Below are 21,184 nucleotides of genomic sequence, written 5' to 3' on the forward strand. Positions count from 1 at the left end.
GAATTATTTATTATTTTTTATTTATCTGAATATTTTTTAAATATATGTTGAAAATGCCTAAAAACATTGATTTTTAGCGGCTTTATTGTTGTTATACTACAGATGGAAAAATATGATTACTATTGCATAAATAATATTCTTTCGTTTATGATGTTATTGACTAGAGACAACAAAGGAAGGGGAGAACACCATGGTATTACTTTCGGTCACGATTTATATGATCGGGATGTTACTGATTGGATATTGGGCATATAAGAGAACATCAAATCTCTCTGATTATATGCTTGGCGGACGTACATTAGGTCCTGCGGTTACAGCGCTCAGTGCTGGGGCTTCTGATATGAGCGGATGGCTTTTAATGGGATTGCCTGGAGCGATGTATGTACAAGGCTTAAGCGCTTCTTGGATTGTCATTGGTTTAACGCTTGGAGCTTATGCCAACTGGTTGTACGTGGCACCGCGCTTGCGCGTTTATACAGAAGTCGCTAATGATTCGATTACCATTCCAGAATTTTTGGAAAACCGCTTTGGGGACACATCGAAGCTATTGCGTTTAATTTCCGGTCTTGTCATTATGATTTTTTTCACATTTTACGTATCTTCTGGATTAGTATCCGGAGCGGTCTTGTTCCAAAACTCTTTTGGCACAAGCTATCATACAGGACTATGGATTGTTGCGGGAGTCGTTGTGGCTTATACGCTGTTTGGCGGATTTTTAGCCGTTAGCTGGACAGACTTTGTTCAAGGCTTGATTATGTTTATTGCTTTAATTCTTGTGCCTGTTGTCACCCTTTTTCATACAGGGGGCGTAGGCGATACGATGAACACGATCCGTGACATTAATCCGGATTTGTTAAATTTATTCAAAGGGACCACTTTGCTTGGCGTGATTTCTTTGTTTGCTTGGGGACTTGGATATTTCGGACAACCACATATTATCGTTCGATTTATGGCGATTTCTTCTATTAAGGAAATGAAAAACGCTCGCCGCATTGGAATGGGCTGGATGATTTTTTCTGTCGTTGGGGCTATGTTGACAGGGTTATTTGGAATCGCTTACTATTTTGAATCAGGAGCAAAGCTAGCGGATCCAGAAACGGTATTTATTAAGCTTGGCGAAATTTTATTCCATCCGTTAATGACTGGATTTTTGCTCGCTGCGATTTTAGCGGCGATTATGAGCACGATTTCATCGCAATTGCTCGTTACCTCAAGTTCATTAACGGAGGATTTATATAAAGTATGGTTCCGTCGCTCAGCTTCTGATAAAGAGCTTGTTCTTATTGGCCGATTGGCTGTTTTGTTCGTGTCATTGGTCGCTGCTGCGCTCGCTTTCAAGCAAAACGATACCATTTTACGCCTTGTCGGTTATGCGTGGGCTGGATTCGGTTCTTCTTTTGGACCTGTTATTTTGCTAAGCTTATGTTGGAAGCGGATGACCAAGTGGGGAGCATTAGCCGGAATGGTTGCAGGAGCTGCAACGGTCATCCTTTGGACGCAGTCGGATTATTTGAAAAACTTGCTATATGAAATGGTTCCTGGCTTTGCGGCAAGCTTGCTCGCGATTATTGTCGTCAGCCTGTTGACGAAACAGCCATCTGATAAAGTTCTTGATCAATTTGACCAATTTAAAAAAGCGTTATAAGGAAACAGCCTTTCCTGAATGGGAAAGGCTGTTTTGCTTTTTGGATAAGGGCTGACTCGGATAGAGTTTCGAGACTCAAGTTGCACGATGTCCCCATCGTCGAGCCACGGCCGCAGGTGATGCAAAAGATTTTTAATTTCGTTCCGTTGGCATCGGTCGTTGATCTCATGCAAGGAGGATGGACAGGAAAGCTGTTTGTATCAGACTTGTTGTTCGATTTTATTTTTCTAGCGGTTCTCTATGTAGGCAGCATTCTTATTGGAACTAAATATTTTAGATGGCAAGAGCAGAAGAATCCATGATTCCTTAGAGGAGATCGAACGGGTTCTGTGTTTCCGGATTTTTGGCCATCTGTTTATATGAAGACAGTTGGATGCTTTTAAAGCGATAATGTAAAGAAGGATTCGTTAGCCTCCAAACAGAGGCTTTTCTTTCATCAAAAATAAAAAACCGGGTACCGCCATGATCGACGGTACCCGGTTTTGCATTATGCTTGAACGGCAAATTGTTTTTCGAGCGCTTCTTCAACCGATACGTATTCGTAGCCAAGGTCACGGGCAACGGCTTCATATGTGATTTCGCCATTTGCGACATTGACGCCAAGTTTTAATGCGGCATTGTCGGCAATGGCTTGACGTACACCTTTATTTGCGATTTGTAGCGCATATGGAATGGTTACGTTTGTCAAAGCAATGGTGGATGTTCTTGGTACAGCGCCAGGCATGTTGGCAACCGCATAGTGAACAACCCCGTGTTTTTCATATGTTGGGTTGTCGTGTGTTGTGACATGGTCGCTTGTTTCCACAATGCCGCCTTGGTCGATCGCAACATCGACAATGACAGAACCAGGCTTCATGTTTTTCACCATTTCTTCTGTTACAAGCTTAGGCGCTTTGGCACCTGGAATGAGGACGGCGCCAATCACAAGATCCGATTGTGCGACAGCTTGGGCAATGTTCATCGAATTTGACATAAGCGTTGTAATTTGGTTGCCAAAAATGTCGTCAAGTTCGCGAAGACGGTCAGCGCTCAAGTCGATGATCGTAACATCTGCACCTAGGCCGATCGCCACTTTCGCTGCGTTTGTTCCGACGACACCGCCGCCGATAATCGTGACTCTGCCGCGGCTGACGCCTGGGACACCGCCAAGAAGAATGCCTTTTCCGCCTTTTGGCTTTTCTAAAAATTGTGCGCCGATTTGTGCGGACATGCGTCCAGCGACTTCACTCATTGGTGTTAAAAGCGGAAGCGTGCGGCCAACTTGTACAGTCTCATAAGCGATGGCGATCACGCCCTTTTCTTTTAACGCCCGCGCTAATTCAGGCTCTGCCGCAAGGTGCAAGTATGTGAATAAAATTAATCCTGGGCGGAAATAGTCGTATTCACTTGCAAGCGGCTCTTTCACTTTCATAACCATATCAGCTTGCGCCCAAACGTCTTTCGCGCTATCAATGATTTGCGCACCAGCGCTTGCATAGTCTTCGTTTGTGAAACCGCTTCCAATCCCTGCGTCTTTTTCAATAATCACTGTATGACCAGCTTGAACGAATGACATAACTCCAGCCGGAGTGATTGCCACACGATTTTCGTTATTTTTAATTTCCTTTGGTACACCAATAATCATGGATGAGTTCCTCCCTCATATTGTCCTTACTTGCAGTATACACAGTTTCCATGATTTTTTCTTTGTTTAGAAAAGAAAAAGAAGCAGCATTATTTTGTGGATTTCCACAAAATTAATGCAATGCTTCATATTTGGCCAATTTAATATCGATATATAATTTGACTTTTTGGTTCATATTGTGCAAATCGATTTCACCAATTTCGGCGATGCGCTTGAGCCGATATGAAAGAGTGTTGGGATGGATATTTAACGCCTTTGCGGTTTCATTGACATTGCTGTCGTGATCGAAAAAGGCTTCATACGTTTCGATGAGGTTGGTATGATGCTTCTCATCGTAGGCCTGCAGTTTTGTCAGCGCTGAATTTGCAAATTCTCCTTGCTGTTTTTTTTCTAACAATAAATCAAAAAATTGATAAATACCTAATTGTTGATATCCATAAATGGAAGAAGTTTGCTCAGGAAACTTTTCTTTCATTGATAAAACGGTCAGTGCTTCCTTGTAGCTTTTTTCAATGCATTCAAACGTTTCATAAATGCCGCCAAAGCTGCTTTGAATGCTGTTAATATGGAAGCGTTCCTTCATTTTTGTCGCAAATGAGGAGATAAATTGATTCAATTCATACAATGGCTGATCGGCTGATTTTGGAGCCGCCAATAAAATGAAATCGTTTCGTTCAACGGTATACAGTAGAACTTGAACTTGTTGAGTGGTTTGTAAAATGTAAGAAATTTGTTTTTCTAAATCGCTTGTAATGCCGTTGGCAAAGCGGAAGACAAGAACGGAAAAACGTGGGGCGGCCGGAATTTGCATCGCGCTAAAATTTTCATGAATTTCTTCATTTGTTTTAATATGGCCAGTAAGCAATTTCCAAAAAAATTCTTGCACCCGTTCTTCTCGTTTATTTTTGCGCATGTACAGCTGCAATACTTTATTTTTAGCCGCCTTCGCTGCTTTTTTCAGCAATTCCATATCATCCTTGGAAAGGGTTCTCCCTGTTTCTAGCGCCCAAATAAATCCAATCACCTCGTTATTTTTCCAAATGGATACGGCCACTCGATTCCCGAGACCCACATCAGAGATCGTTTCGACGCGCAAAGGCTCTTCGCTACTTAACAACGCAGGAATGACTCCTGTTTTCCAGAGGCTATTAATGACTTTCTCTGGAACACGGCGGCTAATAATGGTGGCGGTCCGCGCCGGATCTGTATAGTCATCATGGGCGCTGTAGGCGATGAGCCGATGGTTCGCATCTTCAATCGTAATCGGGCATTGCAACAAATCACTAATGCGATCGGCAAACTCTTCAAGACTGTCGAAATTCGCTTTAAATGGATCTTCTTTATGTATCATGTCATCCCCGCTTCCAAACGAAATAATAGTTTCAGCTCATAAGACTGATCTGCCAGTAAAGCATGGTACGGATTATTTTTTGTCTATCGTTAAACATCGGTATGGTTGATCTAGAATCAAACAGAAAAGCCATGTTGATCGTACAAGTCATGGCTGGCAAATTAGGATGTATTTTTATTGTAGCAAAACAGAAAGGAAAATAAGCAATGATTTGTCGCTGTTTTGTAAACAAGCGATAAAGGGGATATTTTCCTAAGATTGGGCGATCGAACAGCGCTGTTTCACAGAACGATGAATAAGTCTGAAAACGGCGTTGTTTGGCTGTGGTCTATAGATAACATTTGTTTAACAATCCCCCAAAAAGTTTCCCGCTCTTAACGGAGTGGGGTGGGAGAGGTTCATGGTTTAAGTTGTATTTATATCGTTTGTTTATCCTCGATATTTGTTAAAATAGTAGCGATAAGGAAACGTGTGGATGGATGAATAAAGATCGAAGCATTCTATGCTTTCTTTATATCATAAGCACAAGCGTACTTTTTCAAAACCACTATCCATCAGCACGAAAGGATGACACAGAAAAGCGGGGGAAGAGGATGAAATGGCAGACAAAGCAACAGTTAAAGCAGCTGCTCTGTCAGTTAGTGCAGCATGCAAGTGTAAGTCATTCAAAAGCGGAGGTCGAGCTGGCGCATTATATTGCGCAACAGCTTTGTACACTTGAGTATTTTCAAGCGAACCCATCTCTTGTGCAACTGCATCCGACAGGAGACGGCCGCTATTTTATCACAGCGCTTGTTAAACAAGAGGAGCAGGTAGAAGATACGATTGTTCTTGTCAGCCACTTTGATGTGGTCGATGTACAAGATTATGGAATTTGGAAGGAGTGGGCATTTTCTCCGGAGACGCTGACCCAGTATTTTTATCATCATAAGGAGAAGCTGCCGGCAGCTGTTCAAGCAGACTTAGCACAAGGGGAGTGGCTGTTTGGCCGCGGGGTCATGGATATGAAATGCGGGCTGGCTTTACATATGTCGCTTATCGAGCAGGCATGCCACGGCTATTTCCGTGGAAATGTATTGCTTCTAACCGTGCCGGATGAAGAAGTGAATTCAGTGGGCATGCGGGCGGCTGTGCCGGCGCTGGTTGAGATGGCGAAAAAACATCGCCTGAATTATCGGCTTGTTCTTAATTCAGAACCGATGTTTACGCGTTATCCAGGCGATCAAACGAATTATATTTATACAGGTTCCATCGGCAAAGTGCTGCCAGGGTTTTATTGCTATGGGAAGGAAACGCATGTTGGTGAGCCATTAGCGGGATTAAATGCGAACGGGATGGTTTCGCAAATTGTGAATGAACTAGAGTTGAATGTTGATTTTTGTGAGCTGTTTGGTCAAGAAGTGAGCCCGCCGCCGACAAGTTTGTTCCAGACCGATTTAAAAGAGGATTATTCTGTACAAATTCCGCATCGTGCTGTAGCGCTATTTAATCTATTTTTGCAGCAAAAATCAATGGATGACATTACAGAATCGTTACGGCAATTAACAAAGCGGGCAGCGGAAAAGATTGAACAGCGATATCGTGAGCAAGCTCTCCGTTTTGCGCAAATGGAGCAATCTGCGCCGAGATCGCTATCCATTCATGTGTGGACGTTTGCTGAACTGCGACAAAGGGCGGTCGAGATGTTTGGAACGGAAAAAGTGGAGAAGCTTGAACAAAGCGTGTTGGCGGATGGAGACGGAAAAGATGAGCGGCAACGGACGATTGAGCTCGTTGATCAGCTAGCCATTCTTTGCAAAGATTTAGGACCGATGATCGTATTATTTTATGCGCCGCCTTACTATCCAGCTGTGAATTCCAGCGATGATCCGCTTGTTCTTTATCTCGTTGATCAGTTGCGGGCGTACGCCAAGGAAAAAGATGATATCTCCCTTGTACAGCAACATTATTTTGGCGGCATTTCCGATTTAAGCTATGTTGGATTGCATCAACCGCTCTCTGCTTTAAGAACGCTCACCGCCAATATGCCGCTATGGGGCCAAGGATATGATCTTCCTATTCAGGCGCTGGCGGAGTTTTCTGCGCCTGTGCTAAACGTTGGCCCGATTGGCCGTGATGCCCATCAGTGGACAGAGCGTTTGAATGTGCCATTTGCTTTTGAAACACTTAGGAATTGGTTAACATATGTGATCGAACAAGCTTTTTCATTCCGAACAAAGGAGTAAGCCTCCTTTGTTTTTTTGTTTGAATAACGGGGAATATATCAATATAATGAATGGTATAGATTGACACCTGTCAATAAAGGAGGCTTGTCATGAGTCAATATGCAATTTCACAGCGAAAACTTTTAGGAATTGCCGGCTTAGGCTGGATGTTCGATGCCATGGATGTGGGCATGCTGTCATTTATTATTGCGGCGCTGCAAAAAGAATGGGGGTTAACGGCTCAGCAAATGGGTTGGATTGGCAGCATGAACTCGATTGGCATGGCAGTAGGAGCGCTTGTGTTTGGACTTTTAGCAGACAAGATTGGAAGAAAGCAGGTCTTTATTTTGACGCTTTTATTATTTTCGTTAGGAAGTGGATTGTCTGCTTTAACGACGACTTTAGCAGCGTTTCTAGTGCTGCGCTTTATTGTGGGGATGGGCCTTGGCGGAGAGCTGCCAGTCGCCTCGACATTAGTGTCTGAAAGTGTTGCGGCAAGTGAGCGCGGGAAAGTGGTTGTCTTGCTGGAGAGCTTTTGGGCGTTGGGTTGGCTTTTATCAGCATTGATTTCCTATTTCATTATTCCGTCCTATGGGTGGAAGCTCGCCTTGCTTTTGTCAGCGATTCCTGCCCTTTATGCGCTTTATTTACGGTTGAATTTGCCTGATTCTCCGCGATTTACGAAGCCGAAAGCAGAAAGCAATGTTCTTGCGAATGTGATCAAGGTATGGTCTTCTGCTTACCGCCGTGAGACGATTATGTTATGGGTGCTTTGGTTTGCTGTTGTATTTTCCTATTACGGCATGTTTTTATGGCTCCCGAGCGTGATGGTCATCAAAGGATTCAGCTTGATTCAAAGCTTTCAATATGTCCTGATTATGACGCTGGCGCAATTGCCGGGATATTTTAGCGCTGCTTGGCTGATTGAGCGGCTCGGGCGAAAATTTGTGCTTATTGTTTATTTAATGGGGACAGCGGTCAGCGCCTACTTTTTTGGCAACGCGGAATCGCACGCCTTTTTAATGCTTTTTGGCATTTTACTTTCATTTTTTAACTTGGGGGCATGGGGTGCTTTGTATGCTTATACTCCAGAGCAGTATCCGACCTCGATTCGCGGAACGGGAGCAGGGATGGCTGCTTCATTCGGTCGGGTTGGCGGCATTTTAGGGCCGCTGTTAGTCGGCTATCTTGTCGCGCAAAAAGTGGGAGTGACCACAATTTTTACGATTTTTTGCATTTCTATTTTTATCGGTGTTTTGGCCGTATGGATATTAGGAAAGGAAACCAAACAGCAGGAGCTAGCATAAGAATTGACAAATAAGAAAAGGAGCGATACTTTTAGTATTATCGCTTCTTTTTATTTTGACAAAAGAGGTAAAATCAGATGACAAAATGGTCGCTATATATTGGGCTTGTATTCGTGATGATATGCTGGGGAGCCAATGTGGTTGCAATTAAAATATTAGTCAATGCTTTTTCCCCTATTACCATTACAGCTTTGCGCCTGTTGGTTGCCGCGTTGACCGTGCTCGCTATTTTGGCGGTAACGCGACAAAGCCAGTCGGTTACGGCGCGGCAGCTGGTGTGGATTGGTCTTGTGGGGCTGTTCAATGTGGTAGGCCATCATTATTTTTTATCAGCGGGTCTGGTGAAAACAACCGCTTCTAATGCAGGCATTATTTTAGGAATGTCGCCGCTAGTCACCGGATTGCTCGCCATCGTGATTTTGCGAGAGCGGCTGGGAGTAAGCAAATTTGTCGGGATCGTTCTTGGTTTTACAGGAGTAATCTTTATTGTGATACATAGCTCTGCAAAGCTCGGTTCCGTTTCCCTTGGCGATGTTTCTATTTTTTGTGCCGTACTCGCCCAAGCACTCAGCTTTATTTTTAGTAAAAAGCTGGCGGAGACCATGGATGTAAGAGCATTAACGGCTTGGATGCTGTTGATAGGCTCTGTTATTTTGTTTATCATCGGCCTCGTTACTGAAAAAGACGGTCTGTCCAAATTGTTGGAGGGCCGAGGCTCTGCATGGCTTGTATTTTTGGCTTCTGCGATGGTGGCTAGCGGGTTGGGACAAATGATTTATAATCGGGCGATTCAGCAGCTTGGAGCCGCGGAAGCCGCTATTTTTATTAACCTGTCGCCATTTTTTTCGTTAGTCGCTTCGTCGCTTTTTTTAGGTGAGACGATCCAGATGGTGCAATGGCTCGGCTTTTTGTTGGTCGTTATCGGTGTTTTGTTTGCATCTGGAGCATTAGAGCAAGGGACGCGGCAGTCCCTGCGTAGAAAAATAATGGGGTGAAGGCAGTGACGCGACGATGAAACCATTTGTTTCGATTGTTGTTCCTACTTATAATCGACCGTATCCGCTCGCCGAGCTGTTGGAGTCATTAAGCAGGCAAATATACCGCCATTTTGAAGTGATCATTGTCAATGATGGCGGTGAACGTGTTGATCATATTATCGCATTGTACCCAGAGATGCGCATTCGTTTGATTCATTGTCAGGCGAATGTCGGTCATGTGGAAGCGCGAAATATCGGAGTAAAAAAGGCGCGAGGCGAGTGGATCATGCTCTGCGACGATGATGATTTATTGCTGCCTTGCCATCTTGAGCGGATGGTGGAAGCGATGGTTGATGCGGATTTTGTATATTCCGATGTGGAAATCTTTCACTATCGAATGGATCGGGGACAGCGCATACCGCTCCGTCGTTTTTTGTTCGCTTATGAATATGATCAAGAAGCCATGCGGAAATTCTCCACCTATGTGCCATCCGGCAGCTTATATCGAAAGGAGATCCATGAGTCGATCGGCTACTTTGATCCTTTTGTACATAATTACTGGGATTGGGATTTCTTTTTGCGTGTGTCTGAGGTATTTCGCGTGAAGCGCGTTGCGGCGGCCAGCATCTTGTACGCTTTTTCAGACGAAGGGGATCATTTATCGCGACAGATGGACAACAAACGGCAAATGTATTTAGACCGGCTTAGCGCAAAGCATCGCCTTGGGAAGCTGCCAACGAAGAATTTTTGGCTTTTGCTTCAAGAGCCGGAGGTGGCAAAGCGAAAAGCAAACAGTGAGGTTATTTGGGATGGAGCGCCGATCGTGTCGCGCTTAAGAAGAAAAATATAAAAAATAACTCCTGGCATTGACGAACATTTTTTATTTTTGTTATGATAAATAGCAAAATATGATATTGTAACGATGATGGATCAATAGTAGTTGTCCCTCTCTTCCATAGCGAGCCGGGGGCGGTGGAAGCCCGGTGAAGATGGTCAATGAAGCGGCAATCCGGAGTTGCTTTGGTACAAAGTGGATGCGGCATACGCATCAACTAGGGTGGAACCGCGGGAGTCACGCTCTCGTCCCTAGGCGCAAGGCCTAGTGGCGAGGGCGTTTTTGTTTGAAAAAATAAAGGAGGAAAAAAGATGTCAGTGACAATGGATCAAATCGTTGCTCATGCGAAGCATCGCGGATTTGTCTTTCCAGGATCAGAAATTTATGGCGGACTAGCCAACACATGGGATTACGGTCCGCTTGGTACAGAGCTCAAAAATAATATTAAGCGGGCATGGTGGAAAAAGTTTGTTCAAGAATCCCCTTATAATGTCGGCTTAGATGCCGCTATTTTAATGAATCCAAAAACATGGGAAGCATCAGGCCATTTAGGCAATTTCAATGATCCAATGATCGACTGTAAACAATGTAAAGCGCGCCATCGGGCTGATAAGCTCATTGAAACAGCTTTAGAAGCAAAAGGAATCGAAATGATCGTTGACGGGCTGCCATTTTCCAAAATGGAAGAACTGATTAACGAGCATCATATCGTTTGTCCGGATTGCGGCAGTCAAGATTTTACCGGCATTCGTCAATTTAACTTAATGTTTAAAACGTTCCAAGGCGTGACCGAATCAAGCGCCAATGAAATTTATCTTCGACCAGAAACCGCGCAAGGAATCTTTGTCAACTTTAAAAATGTGCAACGCACGATGCGCAAAAAGCTTCCATTTGGTATTGCGCAAATTGGGAAAAGCTTCCGCAATGAAATTACACCAGGGAACTTTACATTCCGCACGCGCGAATTTGAACAAATGGAGCTGGAGTTCTTCTGCAAACCGGGCGAGGAATTGAAGTGGTTTGATTACTGGAAGCAGTTTTGCGAGCAATGGCTGTTATCATTGGGAATGAAAGCCGAGAATATCCGTCTTCGCGACCATTCGGAAGAAGAATTGTCGCACTACAGCAATGCGACTACGGATATCGAATATAAATTCCCGTTTGGCTGGGGAGAGCTCTGGGGGGTTGCTTCTCGTACGGATTATGACTTGAAGCAGCATATGGAGCATTCTGGCGAGGATTTTCATTACATCGATCAGGATACGAATGAACGCTATATTCCATACTGCATTGAACCGTCGCTTGGGGCGGACCGCGTCACACTTGCTTTTCTGATTGACGCGTATGACGAAGAAGCACTTGAAGACGGAACGACGCGCACCGTCATGCGCCTACATCCAGCATTGGCGCCGTATAAGGCGGCGGTGTTTCCGCTATCGAAAAAGCTTTCTGAGGGGGCGCGCCAAGTTTTCGCTGATTTATCCAAATATTTTATGGTCGATTACGATGAGTCTGGATCAATCGGTAAACGTTATCGCCGCCAAGATGAGATTGGCACGCCATTCTGCATTACGTATGATTTTGATTCAGAGCAGGACGGCATGGTAACCGTGCGCGATCGCGATACGATGGAGCAAACGAGAGTGCCGATTACCGAGTTAAAAAGCTTTCTTGAAGAAAAAATTCAATTTTAATATAATCCACCGCACCGAGAAGTCTCCCACCTCTAAACGGAGTGGAGGTGGGGGGAGGTTCATCGTCGGGACATTTGCGGTAAGATGCGGTTGAACATTCATGGGGCTGACCCAAAAGTCCGCCAAAATCGGACTTTTGGGTCAGCCCCGATTCATTGTGAGGTTACTTTAATACCGCACAACGATAGAACAGTTTATACAAGAGGTCTGATTGTGATACATTAATGGTAAAAGAATGAAGAAAGGGTTGTGACGATGGCCATTTTAAAGAATGATTGGGCTCCTTTGTTAGAAGAAGAATTTCAAAAGCCGTATTATATCAAACTGCGGGAATTTTTGAAAGCGGAATATCAGACGAGAACGATTTATCCGGATATGTACGATATTTTCAATGCCCTTCATTATACGCCTTATAAGCAAGTCAAAGTCGTCATTTTGGGACAAGACCCGTATCATGGCCCCAATCAGGCGCATGGACTCAGTTTTTCAGTGAAGCCGGGCGTTCCGCTGCCGCCTTCTTTATTAAACATCTTTAAGGAATTGCAGGATGATCTTGGCTGCTATATTCCAAACAACGGTTATTTAGTCAAATGGGCTCAGCAAGGGGTTCTTTTATTGAATACGGTATTAACCGTTCGCCGTGGAGAAGCGAATTCTCATAAAGGTAAGGGATGGGAGATCTTTACAGACCGTGTCATTGAGCTCGTGAACAGCAAACAAGAACCGGTGGTTTTTATTTTGTGGGGACGTCATGCCCAAGCGAAAAAAGAGCTGATTACGAACCCTGCCCATTATATGATTGAAGCGCCGCACCCGAGTCCATTTTCTGCCGCACGCGGCTTTTTTGGCAGCCGTCCGTTTTCCAAAACCAATGCCTTTTTGAAAAAAACAGGGAGAGAACCAATTGATTGGCAAATTGAAAATATGGGATAGAGCTGTCCGTTATTTGCCAGACTCAGGATCATCCGTTTTCAAGCCAGTCTGATAGGGGAAAATCACCAGTTGTAGACAAAATCCAAATGGACTTTGTCTACAACTTGGGATGACGTGCTTTCGCTTTATTCTAATTCGTAAATCCGCGCCTCATGAGGACGCATGTGCAAGGTATTCCCCGTCTCTTGCACGTCCTGATAATTGGTGAGCAAGAGCTGGCGGTTTGTAGCGGTTAAAGCTTTCGGCAGCTCGTAATGGTTGGCGTGGTCACAATGGTTAAGCACGACGAGAAGACGCTGTCCTTCCCATTCGCGCGTGTAAGCATAAATATACGGCTCGTTTTCGGTGTAGTCGCAGAAGGTGCCGTATACCATTTCAAGGCGCTCTTTTCGCAGTTGAATGAGCTTTCGATAATAATGATAGACTGAATTTGGATCGGCAAGGGCTTGTTTGACGTTAATAGTTTTATAGTTAGGATTGATTTTGATCCATGGCGTCCCTGTCGTAAAGCCTGCCTGTTCGCTGTCCTCCCATTGCATAGGTGTCCGCGAATTGTCGCGGCTTAACGGCTGCAAGCTTTCAAGCACCTCCTGCGGGTCGCGTCCTTTCGCGACTTCTTCCGCATATTTATTTTTCATCGCAATGTCGTTATAGTCTTCAATCGATGGGAAGCGGACGCCCGTCATGCCGATTTCTTCTCCTTGATATATGTATGGAATTCCCGGCAGTGTATGGAGCATGGTGGCAAGCAATTTTGCCGATTCCATGCGATACTCCTGATCATTTCCATAGCGCGTCACCTGTCTCGTATGATCATGGTTGTTTAAAAATTGCGAGTTCCAGCCTTTTCCCCATAATGCTTCGTACCAGCGTTTTTGAATTTGTTTAAAGCGGAGCGGATCCCAGCTTGGCATTTCATCGCATACTTCAAAATGGAACAGCGTATGCAATTCTTGCCGATCTTCTGCTACATATTTTAACCCCTCTTCCGGAGTGACAAAGGCGACTTCGCCAACGGTAAAAATGTCGTAATGACGAAACACTTTTTCGTTCATTTCCTTTAGGTAATCGTGCAGCCCCAGATGATTGGTCAAATAACGAATATCATTTGGGTTGGCGGCATCAGGAAATCCATCCGGTTTAGCGAGAAGAGCAATGGCATCTAAGCGAAATCCATCAATGCCTTTATCAAGCCAAAATCGCATCATTTCATAGATGGCTTCACGCACTTCAGGGTTTTTCCAATTTAAATCTGGCTGTTCAATCGCAAAGGAATGAAAATAGTACTGTCCTGTTGTTTCATCAAATGCCCAAGCGGATGGAGTGAAATAAGACCGCCAGTTATTTGGCTTGTCGCGCCAAATGTACCAGTCGCGCTTTGGATTGTCTTTGGATGAACGGGATTCTAAAAACCAAGGGTGTTGGTCGGATGTATGGTTAACGACAAGATCCATAATGAGCTTCATGTCGCGCTTATGTACTTCATGGAGCAAGGTTTCCCATGTCTTCATGTTTCCGGCTTTATCCATGATTTGATAATAGTCGGAAATATCGTAGCCGTTATCTTTATCTGGTGATTGGTAGCATGGGTTAAGCCAAATCACATTAACGCCGAGATGCTGAATATAGTCCAGCTTTTCCATTAAACCTTGCAGATCGCCGTAACCATCGCCGTCGGAATCGTAAAAGCTTCGCCAGTAAACTTGATATACGACCGCTTCTTTCCACCATGTTTTTTTCACAGATTTCACTCCTCTCAAACTATCTTAGCTTGAAATGTTTTTATATATAGAATACCATTGAATCAACATGAGAAGAAAGATGGGAGTGAAAACGTTTTGGATGTTTCAATAACAACGATTTTAACGAAAATGTCGGAACAGCTTCAAAAAGCTCGGTCGATACAAAATGAACAGCAGCTTCGCGAACATATTGCCGCCCTTCGAGTTCTTTGCGATCTGATTTTAGAAGGAGAGCTTCAAGCGGCGCATGTTGCGGCTTCTTCATTTGAACCGCTAGTATTAGAAACAAAAACAGAGCGGATGGACATCGGGGATGATGCGAATGGGCCATCTTTGCTCGATTTTTAACATCATTCATCCAGGAATCCCCGCCTCTTAACGGAATGTAGAGGGAGGGTTTTTCTTTTGATGGTGAATGCGATATGATAAGAGTGGAACTTATATCAACGAGGGGAAGAAAAAGGATGAAGCTATTTGTCTTGCTGGGAGCTATCAATGGATTTTTAGCTGTCGCTTTGGGAGCATTTGGTGCACATGGACTAGAAGGAAAAATTCCCGAACGTTATTTAGAAATCTGGAAAACGGCTGTGCATTATCAGATGTTCCATGCTGCTGGTCTTTTTGTTGTCGCGCTTTTATTGGCCAAATGGCCCAACGCAGGATCGCTTCAAGCAGCGGGCTGGCTTATGTTCACAGGTATTGTCTTGTTTTCGGGAAGTTTGTATGTGTTAAGTTTAACACAAATCAAACCGCTTGGGGCGATTACGCCATTTGGGGGCGTGGCCTTTTTAATTGCGTGGGCGCTGATCGCTTACGCGGCCGTAAAATATTGAAAAAAACAGGTTGTAGACAAAGTCCTTTTGGATTTTGTCTACAACCATTTTAGGGGCTCTCCGCTTATGATGGTTTTAATGAAGGCGTTTGTCAACAATCTGAAAAGGGCTGCGTTTGGCAGCCCTTTTGCCTTATCATCGAGGAGAGTAGGAGCTTAATCCAGCGGCACTGCCTGCGTATGGATATTCATAGGCAATCTCTTCATCAAAAGTCACATAATTAAGGTAAATCATCGGAAGCAAATAGCGCTTTCCATTTTGCGGATCACTTAAAATTAAATGATCTCGTCCAGCTGCTTCGATCGTGCCCCGAAAAACTTTGGCGTTCCATTCCCGATTGTTTTCAAAGGTCATATAAACGGTAGCCATTTTCCCTTTGTTTAAACGTAAAATATTTTCAATATAAGACTCTTCGAGCGGCAGCATCCCGGCTACCGGCTGGCTGGCAGTTGTGGGAGTTTGGGCTGCGAACGAAGGGGTCTGCATTCCAAATCCAGCCATTGGCGCGGCAGCCGGTTGATATGGTACAGCTTGTTGAGAGTATGGATAAGTGGTTGGATAATAGCCTTGCGGATAAGCATATCCATAAGGATATGATGCATAACCTTGGCTTTGTTGACGATCTTCTTCATACGTCATCTCAAGACCCTCCTATGAAAAGTAGATTAATATACTCGCGGACAATTGCTTCGCGTTGGTGCAAAGAAGCAATGTGATTTATAACGGCCGACGTTTTGCTGATTAAACCATTGCGGTGGGCAGTCGCCTTCCGGTTTGAAAAACCAAAGTGAATTCGTAGCTGGATGATAACGCCAGCCGCGAATCACTTGGCGGGCTAGCTGAATATCGAGATCTCTCGCTGCTTGGTAAAAGTATCCTTTTTGTGTGGCTTCAAAGCCGCCAGGTCTTTGAAAGACCATTTGCCGGATTGTGCGCAACCCTCGAAAATCAAGACAATCGGCGATTACCCGATTGACACCGACGTTGCCAACCATCAACATTCCGAGCCGTCCTTCTCCTTCCGCTTCTGCCCGCATCAGTCTTGCCAGCAGTTTAACATCCTCTGTATTGGTAGCTACAACAGCCAATATTGTCACCTCATTCTGTCTTTGTTCTCGACAATAATAGGCTATTGTAAAAGGAGAAAATGGTGACAATGAAAGGAGACATTTTTATTTTTATAGTTATGGGCAAGGAGGAGATGATATGACAAAAAAATTCGGGATGTCTGTTTATTTTGACATCCCGAATGCATCAAGCCGGAACTTGGCATGCCACGCCCTGTGGCGCGACAAAGGCAAGTCCATGATGGGCCTTAGTTTGTACTATACATGAAAAAAGGAGGAGATTTTATCTTGCGGAAGTTGATTTCCAACAAAGAAGGAGCCGAAATCTCCATAGCGAGCGCTGACCTCATCAAAGCGCATTTCATAGACTAGCTTTTTAAATTGCAATGCATCATCTGAGAACAAGGTAACGCCCCACTCGTAATCATCAAATCCGACAGAGCCTGTAATGATTTGCACGACCTTGCCGGCATACTTGCGCCCTGTCATTCCGTGTGCTCGCATCAGGTTGCGGCGCTCTTCCATCGGAAGCATATACCAGTTGTCGTTTCCTTGGCGGCGCTTGTCCATTGGATAGAAGCAAATATGTTTGGTCTTTGGCAAAATTGGGAACAAACGGCGGCGAACCTCTGGATTTTCGTAAGGATCCCCTCCATTAGAAGGCAAATAATTGCTTAGTTCAACGACGGATACATACGAATAAGCCGGTACAAGATATTCTGCTAGCTTTGTTTTGTTGAATGCTGTTTCAATTTCATTTAGCTCTTCCATTGTCGGACGCAAAATCATGAACATGATATCGGCTTTTTGGCCGACTACTGTATAAATGGCATGGCTGCCTTCGTTATTGTTTTCTGTTTGCTGCCATTTTTCTGCTAATGATAAAAATTCATGGATGGCTTCCTGCCGCTCATCATCTGTGAGCGTTTTCCAAGCGGACCAATCCACTGAACGGAAATCATGGAGACAATACCAGCCCTCAAGCGTTTGTGCTGCTTCACTCATCATTTTCCACTCCTTATGTATAAATGATCTTTTGTTACTACTATACCATAGTTTGTCCCGGAAACGCTCGAAAAACAAATGGTCTTGTCCATGCCTGAATTATTTTAATAAAAAGACTATTGTTTGTAAGGGGTTACCTTGGTTGCTTTTCCATACAATAAGAGTATGCTAATAGATAAGGAAGTTTATTGAATTGAGGAGGATTATGTGTGAGTGATTTATTTTCTATTTTAAAACAAAAAGTAACAGGAAAAAATATATCGATTGTATTTCCAGAAGGAACAGATGAGCGGATTTTGACCGCTGTCAGCCGCTTAGCACGTGAACAGGTGCTGCGTCCCATATTAATCGGTAACAAGGCGGCCATTCAAAATCAAGCAGCTGAAATCGGAGTTGAGCTTGCACATATAGAGATAATAGACCCGGAAACATATGAAAAAATGGATGAGCTTGTTCAAGCATTTGTTGAGCGCCGAAAAGGCAAAGTGTCTGAAGAAGATGCTCGCCGTATTTTGTTAGATGAAAATTACTTTGGAACGATGCTTGTATATACTAATCAGGCGCACGGCTTAGTTAGTGGTGCGGCGCACTCGACGGCTGATACAGTGAGACCAGCCTTGCAAATTATTAAAACAAAACCAGGCATTCGTAAAACATCAGGCGTGTTTATTATGGTGCGCGATGAGGAAAAGTATGTATTTGCGGATTGTGCCATTAATATTGCTCCAGACAGCCAGGATCTAGCGGAAATTGCGGTTGAGAGCGCTCATACGGCGCGCATGTTTGATATTGAACCGCGTATTGCGATGCTAAGCTTTTCAACAAAAGGATCGGCTAAATCACCAGAAACAGAAAAAGTGGTGGAGGCTGTTCGTCTTGCTAAGGAAATGGCGCCGCAGCTGACTATTGATGGCGAGTTTCAATTTGATGCGGCGTTTGTGCCGTCTGTCGCGAAAAAGAAAGCGCCTGATTCCGTGATTCAAGGCGATGCTAATGTCTTTATTTTCCCAAGCTTAGAAGCAGGAAATATCGGTTATAAAATTGCTCAGCGCCTGGGCCATTTTGAAGCAGTTGGTCCCATTTTACAGGGCTTGAATAAGCCTGTGAATGATTTATCGCGCGGCTGCAACGCGGAAGATGTGTATAAGCTTGCTCTGATTACCGCTGCTCAAGCGCTTCAATAAGAGCAGAGAGGTTTGACGGCGTCGTCAAACCTCTTTTTTATGATATAATGAATGTAAACTATGGCAGCAAGGAGATTGATTCATGGCAAATGAGCTGTTACAGCAGCCGAGATGGCGAATTATTGACCAATCACATTTAGGTCCAATCTTTGATGCAAAGCAATCATTTGCGATTGATGATACGCTCTGTACAATGGTGGGACAAGGGGTATCAGAAGCGGTTGTCCGTACATGGGTGCATCATGATACGATTGTATTGGGCATTCAAGATACGAAACTCCCGTATTTGCGTGAAGGGATTTCTTTTTTGCAGGAGCAAGGCTACCGCGTAATGGTTCGCAATTCAGGAGGGCTTGCCGTTGTGCTAGACGAAGGTGTGCTGAATATTTCGCTGATTTTCTCAGAAACGAAAAAAGCGATTGATATTAATCAAGGCTATGAAGCGATGTGGGCGCTGATTCAGCAAATGTTTGCTTCCTATGGAGCGATCATCGAAGCGAAAGAAATCGAAGGCTCTTATTGCCCAGGCAGCTACGATTTAAGCATTAACGGCAAAAAATTTGCCGGTATTTCGCAGCGGCGCGTGCGCGGGGGAGTGGCTGTGCAAATATATATATGCGTTCATGGAAGCGGTTCAGCTCGCGCGGAGCTCATTCGCCAATTTTATGAGCGCAGTTTGCAGGGAGCGCCAACAAAATTTATGTATCCGCGCATTGTTCCGGAAACGATGGCATCATTGTCTGAACTGCTGCATGTGCCGCTGACGATTTCAGATGTGATGCTTCGTTTGCTGCAAACGTTGCGCTCGTTTGGAGCAGAGCTATATTCTTCTGTCTTAACGCAAGAGGAATGGCCGCTATATGAACATCATTTGCAGCGGATGATCGAACGGAATGAAAAAACGCTGTCGCAATAAAAGAGCGGTGCTCTGAGAACGGATTGGACAGCGTCACGATCATCAAAATAGTAGAAACATCAGAGGCATAAAGCCATGGTCATATAGAGATAACGAAAAGATTCCACTTATATCCGATTCAAATATGTATTGTTCTATTTTTTTGGCCGTACCACCATCGAAATTGGCTTATTTGCAAATGAAAAATATGAATGAATCGAGCGGTATCTATATAATCTAACCATTTTTCACTATTTTTTGTCCATTGAAGCCTTTTCACTTTTCATTGATGGCGATTTTCAATCTGAATATAGTAAATAAAAGGTGACCCTCGAAGGAATGCTTTCTCCTTTATTGGGGTCACCTTTGTCATTATTCGGCGATTTTTTCTAAATTGCCGTTTTTGTCCATTTTGAATTTTAGCATTTGCCGCTCCTCTTCTTCTTGCAAAGTAATTTTTCGAGCGCGGTTCATAATGCGTAGCATCGTTTCGTATTCTTCACGAATGGTAGAAGATTCTTCTTCTAGTTTCGCAATTTTCGTTTCTAATTCGTCATTTTTAGCTGCCAGCTCTTCTTTTTCTTGCCGTAGCCGTTCATTTTCACTTTTAAGCGCCTCGGCATTGACGCTAGTCGATTGGAATGATTGCAAAAAGGCAATGACATGATCAAGTGTCATCGTTGTTTGCTCAGGAGAATGGGTGATTTCTGTTATTTCTCCCAATTCTTCAAGAGCAGGAACGGGTGGTGTATACAACAATTTTTTGCGAACGGCTTGATTTTTGCCAAGTAGCCGCTGTCGCTCTTTTCTTTGTTTTTTCGCCAGCTGCAGCGCTGTTTCGTAGCGGCTGCGAACGACTGCGTTCCAGCGGAATCCGCAAGCGGCAGATGTGCGGTTAAGTTTGTCTCCTACTTCCTCAAAAGCATTGAGCTGCGTACTTCCTTCGCGCACATGGCGCAATACGGTTTCCGCAAGCAGCAAATCATCTTCTTCTGTCCATGCATCTTGTCGTTGTTTCATAATTTCTCAACTTCCTTTCTTAATTATGATCGCTTTATGAAAAAAGACAGCTTTGCTTTTAGCAGGAAAGCAAGCTATATGAAGCATCCATGATCCGTATCTGGACGGTCTGCCAGCTGCGGGCAGCTAAATGGATTGGCGTCATGTCAGGCTGGGCTGTTGGTTAGTAGTAGCATAGACAAAAATAAGAAAGTCTATACAATTTTTTGAGTTTTTGTGAATAAAAAATTGCAAGTTTTACAAGAAAGATACAAGCTCAATGCCGCCTGAAGGTGATCTCTATATCGACAGAAGCCCATCGCTCTCCTTATAGATAGAGGTGATAAGGAAGGTAGGACATATCACCGATTCAAAAGCAGCATTCTATTTTTTTGGAGGAAAGCTGGTTACTCTTTTATGGCGGTTTTTCGAGCCAAGTCGATATCGCCGGTGGAAATAGCTGAACAACAGGATGGTTGTTGTTCATTTTTGGTCGATGGAGTTGATTGGAAAATCAATTTACAGTTATATAGCTTGCATTGTGGACGAAGAAGAGGTAGAATACTCGTTAGCGCAAAAACGTTGGAAAGGATGACGTTCAAAATGGCCAACGAGTTTCGGGTGTGCGATGATTGTCAAGCCACTAATTTAAAAACGTTGCTGCCTCGGCTGAAAAAATTGGATCCAAATGCAACGATTCAAATCGGCTGCCAGTCGTATTGTGGGCCTGGCCGCAAAAAATCGTTCGCTTTTGTCAATAATCGTCCGATCTCTGCCGCAAATGAAGATGAATTAATCGAAAAAATTATGCAAAAGCTCAAAAAAGCTTAAAAAATCGCCTTCATTTTTATGAAAGGTGATTTTTTGTTTCTATTTTTAGGAAATATTA

The 21,184-nt window shown here is 44.0% G+C and carries 19 protein-coding genes; 12 read left to right on the forward strand and 7 right to left on the reverse strand.

All coding sequences use genetic code 11. The features are described from left to right. The first annotated feature begins 190 nt into the window (after positions 1-190). Positions 191-1,645: a sodium/proline symporter PutP gene (gene putP, locus B6A27_RS11335; protein ID WP_080862182.1), complete on the forward strand. Its 1,455-nt coding sequence runs from the start codon at positions 191-193 to the stop codon at positions 1,643-1,645. A 487-nt stretch (positions 1,646-2,132) separates the two neighbouring features. Here the strand turns inward: putP and ald are convergent, their stop codons facing one another. Next, a complete protein-coding gene (ald, locus tag B6A27_RS11345) occupies positions 2,133-3,269 on the reverse strand; it encodes an alanine dehydrogenase (RefSeq protein WP_080862184.1) in 1,137 nt (378 codons plus the stop codon). Between the two features lie 112 nt (positions 3,270-3,381). After that, complete coding sequence (locus tag B6A27_RS11350; RefSeq protein WP_044745193.1) at positions 3,382-4,620, reverse strand: PucR family transcriptional regulator; 1,239 nt, start codon at positions 4,618-4,620, stop codon at positions 3,382-3,384. A 593-nt stretch (positions 4,621-5,213) separates the two neighbouring features. On the opposite strand from B6A27_RS11350, the gene B6A27_RS11355 reads away from it, so the two are divergent. The 6 genes from B6A27_RS11355 to B6A27_RS11380 all read left to right on the forward strand — a co-directional run bounded on the left by B6A27_RS11355 (position 5,214) and on the right by B6A27_RS11380 (position 12,570). Further along, the gene (locus tag B6A27_RS11355) at positions 5,214-6,845 is read left to right on the forward strand and encodes a M20/M25/M40 family metallo-hydrolase (RefSeq protein ID WP_080862185.1); all 1,632 of its coding nucleotides are present in this window, start codon (positions 5,214-5,216) and stop codon (positions 6,843-6,845) included. An 89-nt stretch (positions 6,846-6,934) separates the two neighbouring features. Then, entirely contained in the window at positions 6,935-8,131 is a 1,197-nt protein-coding gene (locus tag B6A27_RS11360; RefSeq protein ID WP_080862186.1) for an MFS transporter, read from the forward strand. A 77-nt stretch (positions 8,132-8,208) separates the two neighbouring features. After that, positions 8,209-9,126, forward strand: coding sequence for a DMT family transporter (locus B6A27_RS11365; RefSeq protein ID WP_080862187.1), 918 nt, complete (start codon positions 8,209-8,211; stop codon positions 9,124-9,126). Between the two features lie 16 nt (positions 9,127-9,142). Then, positions 9,143-9,958 carry a glycosyltransferase family 2 protein gene (locus B6A27_RS11370; RefSeq protein ID WP_080862188.1) on the forward strand — a complete coding sequence of 272 codons (816 nt, stop codon included), beginning with the start codon at positions 9,143-9,145 and terminating at the stop codon, positions 9,956-9,958. A 296-nt stretch (positions 9,959-10,254) separates the two neighbouring features. Further along, on the forward strand, positions 10,255-11,637 hold the full coding sequence (locus tag B6A27_RS11375) for a glycine--tRNA ligase (RefSeq protein WP_044745198.1): 1,383 nt from the start codon (positions 10,255-10,257) through the stop codon (positions 11,635-11,637). 255 nt (positions 11,638-11,892) lie between these two features. Then, positions 11,893-12,570 (forward strand): uracil-DNA glycosylase, encoded by a 678-nt coding sequence (locus B6A27_RS11380; RefSeq protein WP_066150707.1) that lies wholly within the window; start codon positions 11,893-11,895, stop codon positions 12,568-12,570. A 125-nt stretch (positions 12,571-12,695) separates the two neighbouring features. Here the strand turns inward: B6A27_RS11380 and B6A27_RS11385 are convergent, their stop codons facing one another. Beyond that, entirely contained in the window at positions 12,696-14,312 is a 1,617-nt protein-coding gene (locus B6A27_RS11385; RefSeq protein WP_080862189.1) for a glycoside hydrolase family 13 protein, read from the reverse strand. Between the two features lie 96 nt (positions 14,313-14,408). Here B6A27_RS11385 and B6A27_RS11390 point away from each other — a divergent pair, with 96 nt between their 5' ends. Together B6A27_RS11390 and B6A27_RS11395 are read left to right on the forward strand one after the other, a co-directional pair. Then, the gene (locus B6A27_RS11390; RefSeq protein WP_201722560.1) at positions 14,409-14,660 is read left to right on the forward strand and encodes a YwdI family protein; all 252 of its coding nucleotides are present in this window, start codon (positions 14,409-14,411) and stop codon (positions 14,658-14,660) included. Between the two features lie 116 nt (positions 14,661-14,776). Next, the gene (locus tag B6A27_RS11395; protein ID WP_066150701.1) at positions 14,777-15,145 is read left to right on the forward strand and encodes a DUF423 domain-containing protein; all 369 of its coding nucleotides are present in this window, start codon (positions 14,777-14,779) and stop codon (positions 15,143-15,145) included. 135 nt (positions 15,146-15,280) lie between these two features. Here B6A27_RS11395 and gerQ read toward each other — a convergent pair whose 3' ends face one another. From gerQ to hemQ, 3 genes are all read right to left on the reverse strand, one after another. Then, positions 15,281-15,784: a spore coat protein GerQ gene (gene gerQ / locus B6A27_RS11400; RefSeq protein WP_066150698.1), complete on the reverse strand. Its 504-nt coding sequence runs from the start codon at positions 15,782-15,784 to the stop codon at positions 15,281-15,283. A 26-nt stretch (positions 15,785-15,810) separates the two neighbouring features. Continuing rightward, positions 15,811-16,233, reverse strand: a complete 423-nt coding sequence (locus B6A27_RS11405; protein WP_044741496.1) for a cell wall hydrolase — start codon at positions 16,231-16,233, stop codon at positions 15,811-15,813. A 237-nt stretch (positions 16,234-16,470) separates the two neighbouring features. Then, positions 16,471-17,217: a hydrogen peroxide-dependent heme synthase gene (gene hemQ / locus B6A27_RS11410; RefSeq protein WP_044741497.1), complete on the reverse strand. Its 747-nt coding sequence runs from the start codon at positions 17,215-17,217 to the stop codon at positions 16,471-16,473. A 209-nt stretch (positions 17,218-17,426) separates the two neighbouring features. Here hemQ and pta point away from each other — a divergent pair, with 209 nt between their 5' ends. Then, the gene (gene pta, locus B6A27_RS11415) at positions 17,427-18,401 is read left to right on the forward strand and encodes a phosphate acetyltransferase (protein ID WP_080862190.1); all 975 of its coding nucleotides are present in this window, start codon (positions 17,427-17,429) and stop codon (positions 18,399-18,401) included. A gap of 82 nt (positions 18,402-18,483) precedes the next feature. Next, complete coding sequence (lipL, locus tag B6A27_RS11420) at positions 18,484-19,317, forward strand: octanoyl-[GcvH]:protein N-octanoyltransferase (RefSeq protein WP_080862191.1); 834 nt, start codon at positions 18,484-18,486, stop codon at positions 19,315-19,317. A 351-nt stretch (positions 19,318-19,668) separates the two neighbouring features. On the opposite strand, the gene B6A27_RS11425 is transcribed toward lipL, so the two are convergent. Further along, positions 19,669-20,316, reverse strand: coding sequence for an RsfA family transcriptional regulator (locus B6A27_RS11425; RefSeq protein WP_044741500.1), 648 nt, complete (start codon positions 20,314-20,316; stop codon positions 19,669-19,671). A gap of 582 nt (positions 20,317-20,898) precedes the next feature. Between B6A27_RS11425 and B6A27_RS11430 the strand changes: the two genes are divergently transcribed. Next, a complete protein-coding gene (locus tag B6A27_RS11430; RefSeq protein WP_044741501.1) occupies positions 20,899-21,126 on the forward strand; it encodes a YuzB family protein in 228 nt (75 codons plus the stop codon). Positions 21,127-21,184 lie beyond the last annotated feature (58 nt).

Origin of the sequence: Anoxybacillus sp. UARK-01 (assembly GCF_002075365.1) — a bacterium.
GTDB classification, from domain to species: domain Bacteria; phylum Bacillota; class Bacilli; order Bacillales; family Anoxybacillaceae; genus Anoxybacteroides; species Anoxybacteroides rupiense.

Coding starts and splice junctions, on each gene's coding strand:
- putP (WP_080862182.1), top strand. CDS start 191: ATGGTATTACTTTCGGTCACGATTTATATGATCGGGATGTTACTGATT.
- B6A27_RS11395 (WP_066150701.1), top strand. CDS start 14,777: ATGAAGCTATTTGTCTTGCTGGGAGCTATCAATGGATTTTTAGCTGTC.
- B6A27_RS11375 (WP_044745198.1), top strand. CDS start 10,255: ATGTCAGTGACAATGGATCAAATCGTTGCTCATGCGAAGCATCGCGGA.
- B6A27_RS11430 (WP_044741501.1), top strand. CDS start 20,899: ATGGCCAACGAGTTTCGGGTGTGCGATGATTGTCAAGCCACTAATTTA.
- B6A27_RS11355 (WP_080862185.1), top strand. CDS start 5,214: ATGAAATGGCAGACAAAGCAACAGTTAAAGCAGCTGCTCTGTCAGTTA.
- B6A27_RS11380 (WP_066150707.1), top strand. CDS start 11,893: ATGGCCATTTTAAAGAATGATTGGGCTCCTTTGTTAGAAGAAGAATTT.
- hemQ (WP_044741497.1), bottom strand. CDS start 17,217: ATGAGTGAAGCAGCACAAACGCTTGAGGGCTGGTATTGTCTCCATGAT.
- B6A27_RS11350 (WP_044745193.1), bottom strand. CDS start 4,620: ATGATACATAAAGAAGATCCATTTAAAGCGAATTTCGACAGTCTTGAA.
- ald (WP_080862184.1), bottom strand. CDS start 3,269: ATGATTATTGGTGTACCAAAGGAAATTAAAAATAACGAAAATCGTGTG.
- lipL (WP_080862191.1), top strand. CDS start 18,484: ATGGCAAATGAGCTGTTACAGCAGCCGAGATGGCGAATTATTGACCAA.
- B6A27_RS11370 (WP_080862188.1), top strand. CDS start 9,143: ATGAAACCATTTGTTTCGATTGTTGTTCCTACTTATAATCGACCGTAT.
- B6A27_RS11365 (WP_080862187.1), top strand. CDS start 8,209: ATGACAAAATGGTCGCTATATATTGGGCTTGTATTCGTGATGATATGC.
- B6A27_RS11425 (WP_044741500.1), bottom strand. CDS start 20,316: ATGAAACAACGACAAGATGCATGGACAGAAGAAGATGATTTGCTGCTT.
- gerQ (WP_066150698.1), bottom strand. CDS start 15,784: ATGACGTATGAAGAAGATCGTCAACAAAGCCAAGGTTATGCATCATAT.
- B6A27_RS11360 (WP_080862186.1), top strand. CDS start 6,935: ATGAGTCAATATGCAATTTCACAGCGAAAACTTTTAGGAATTGCCGGC.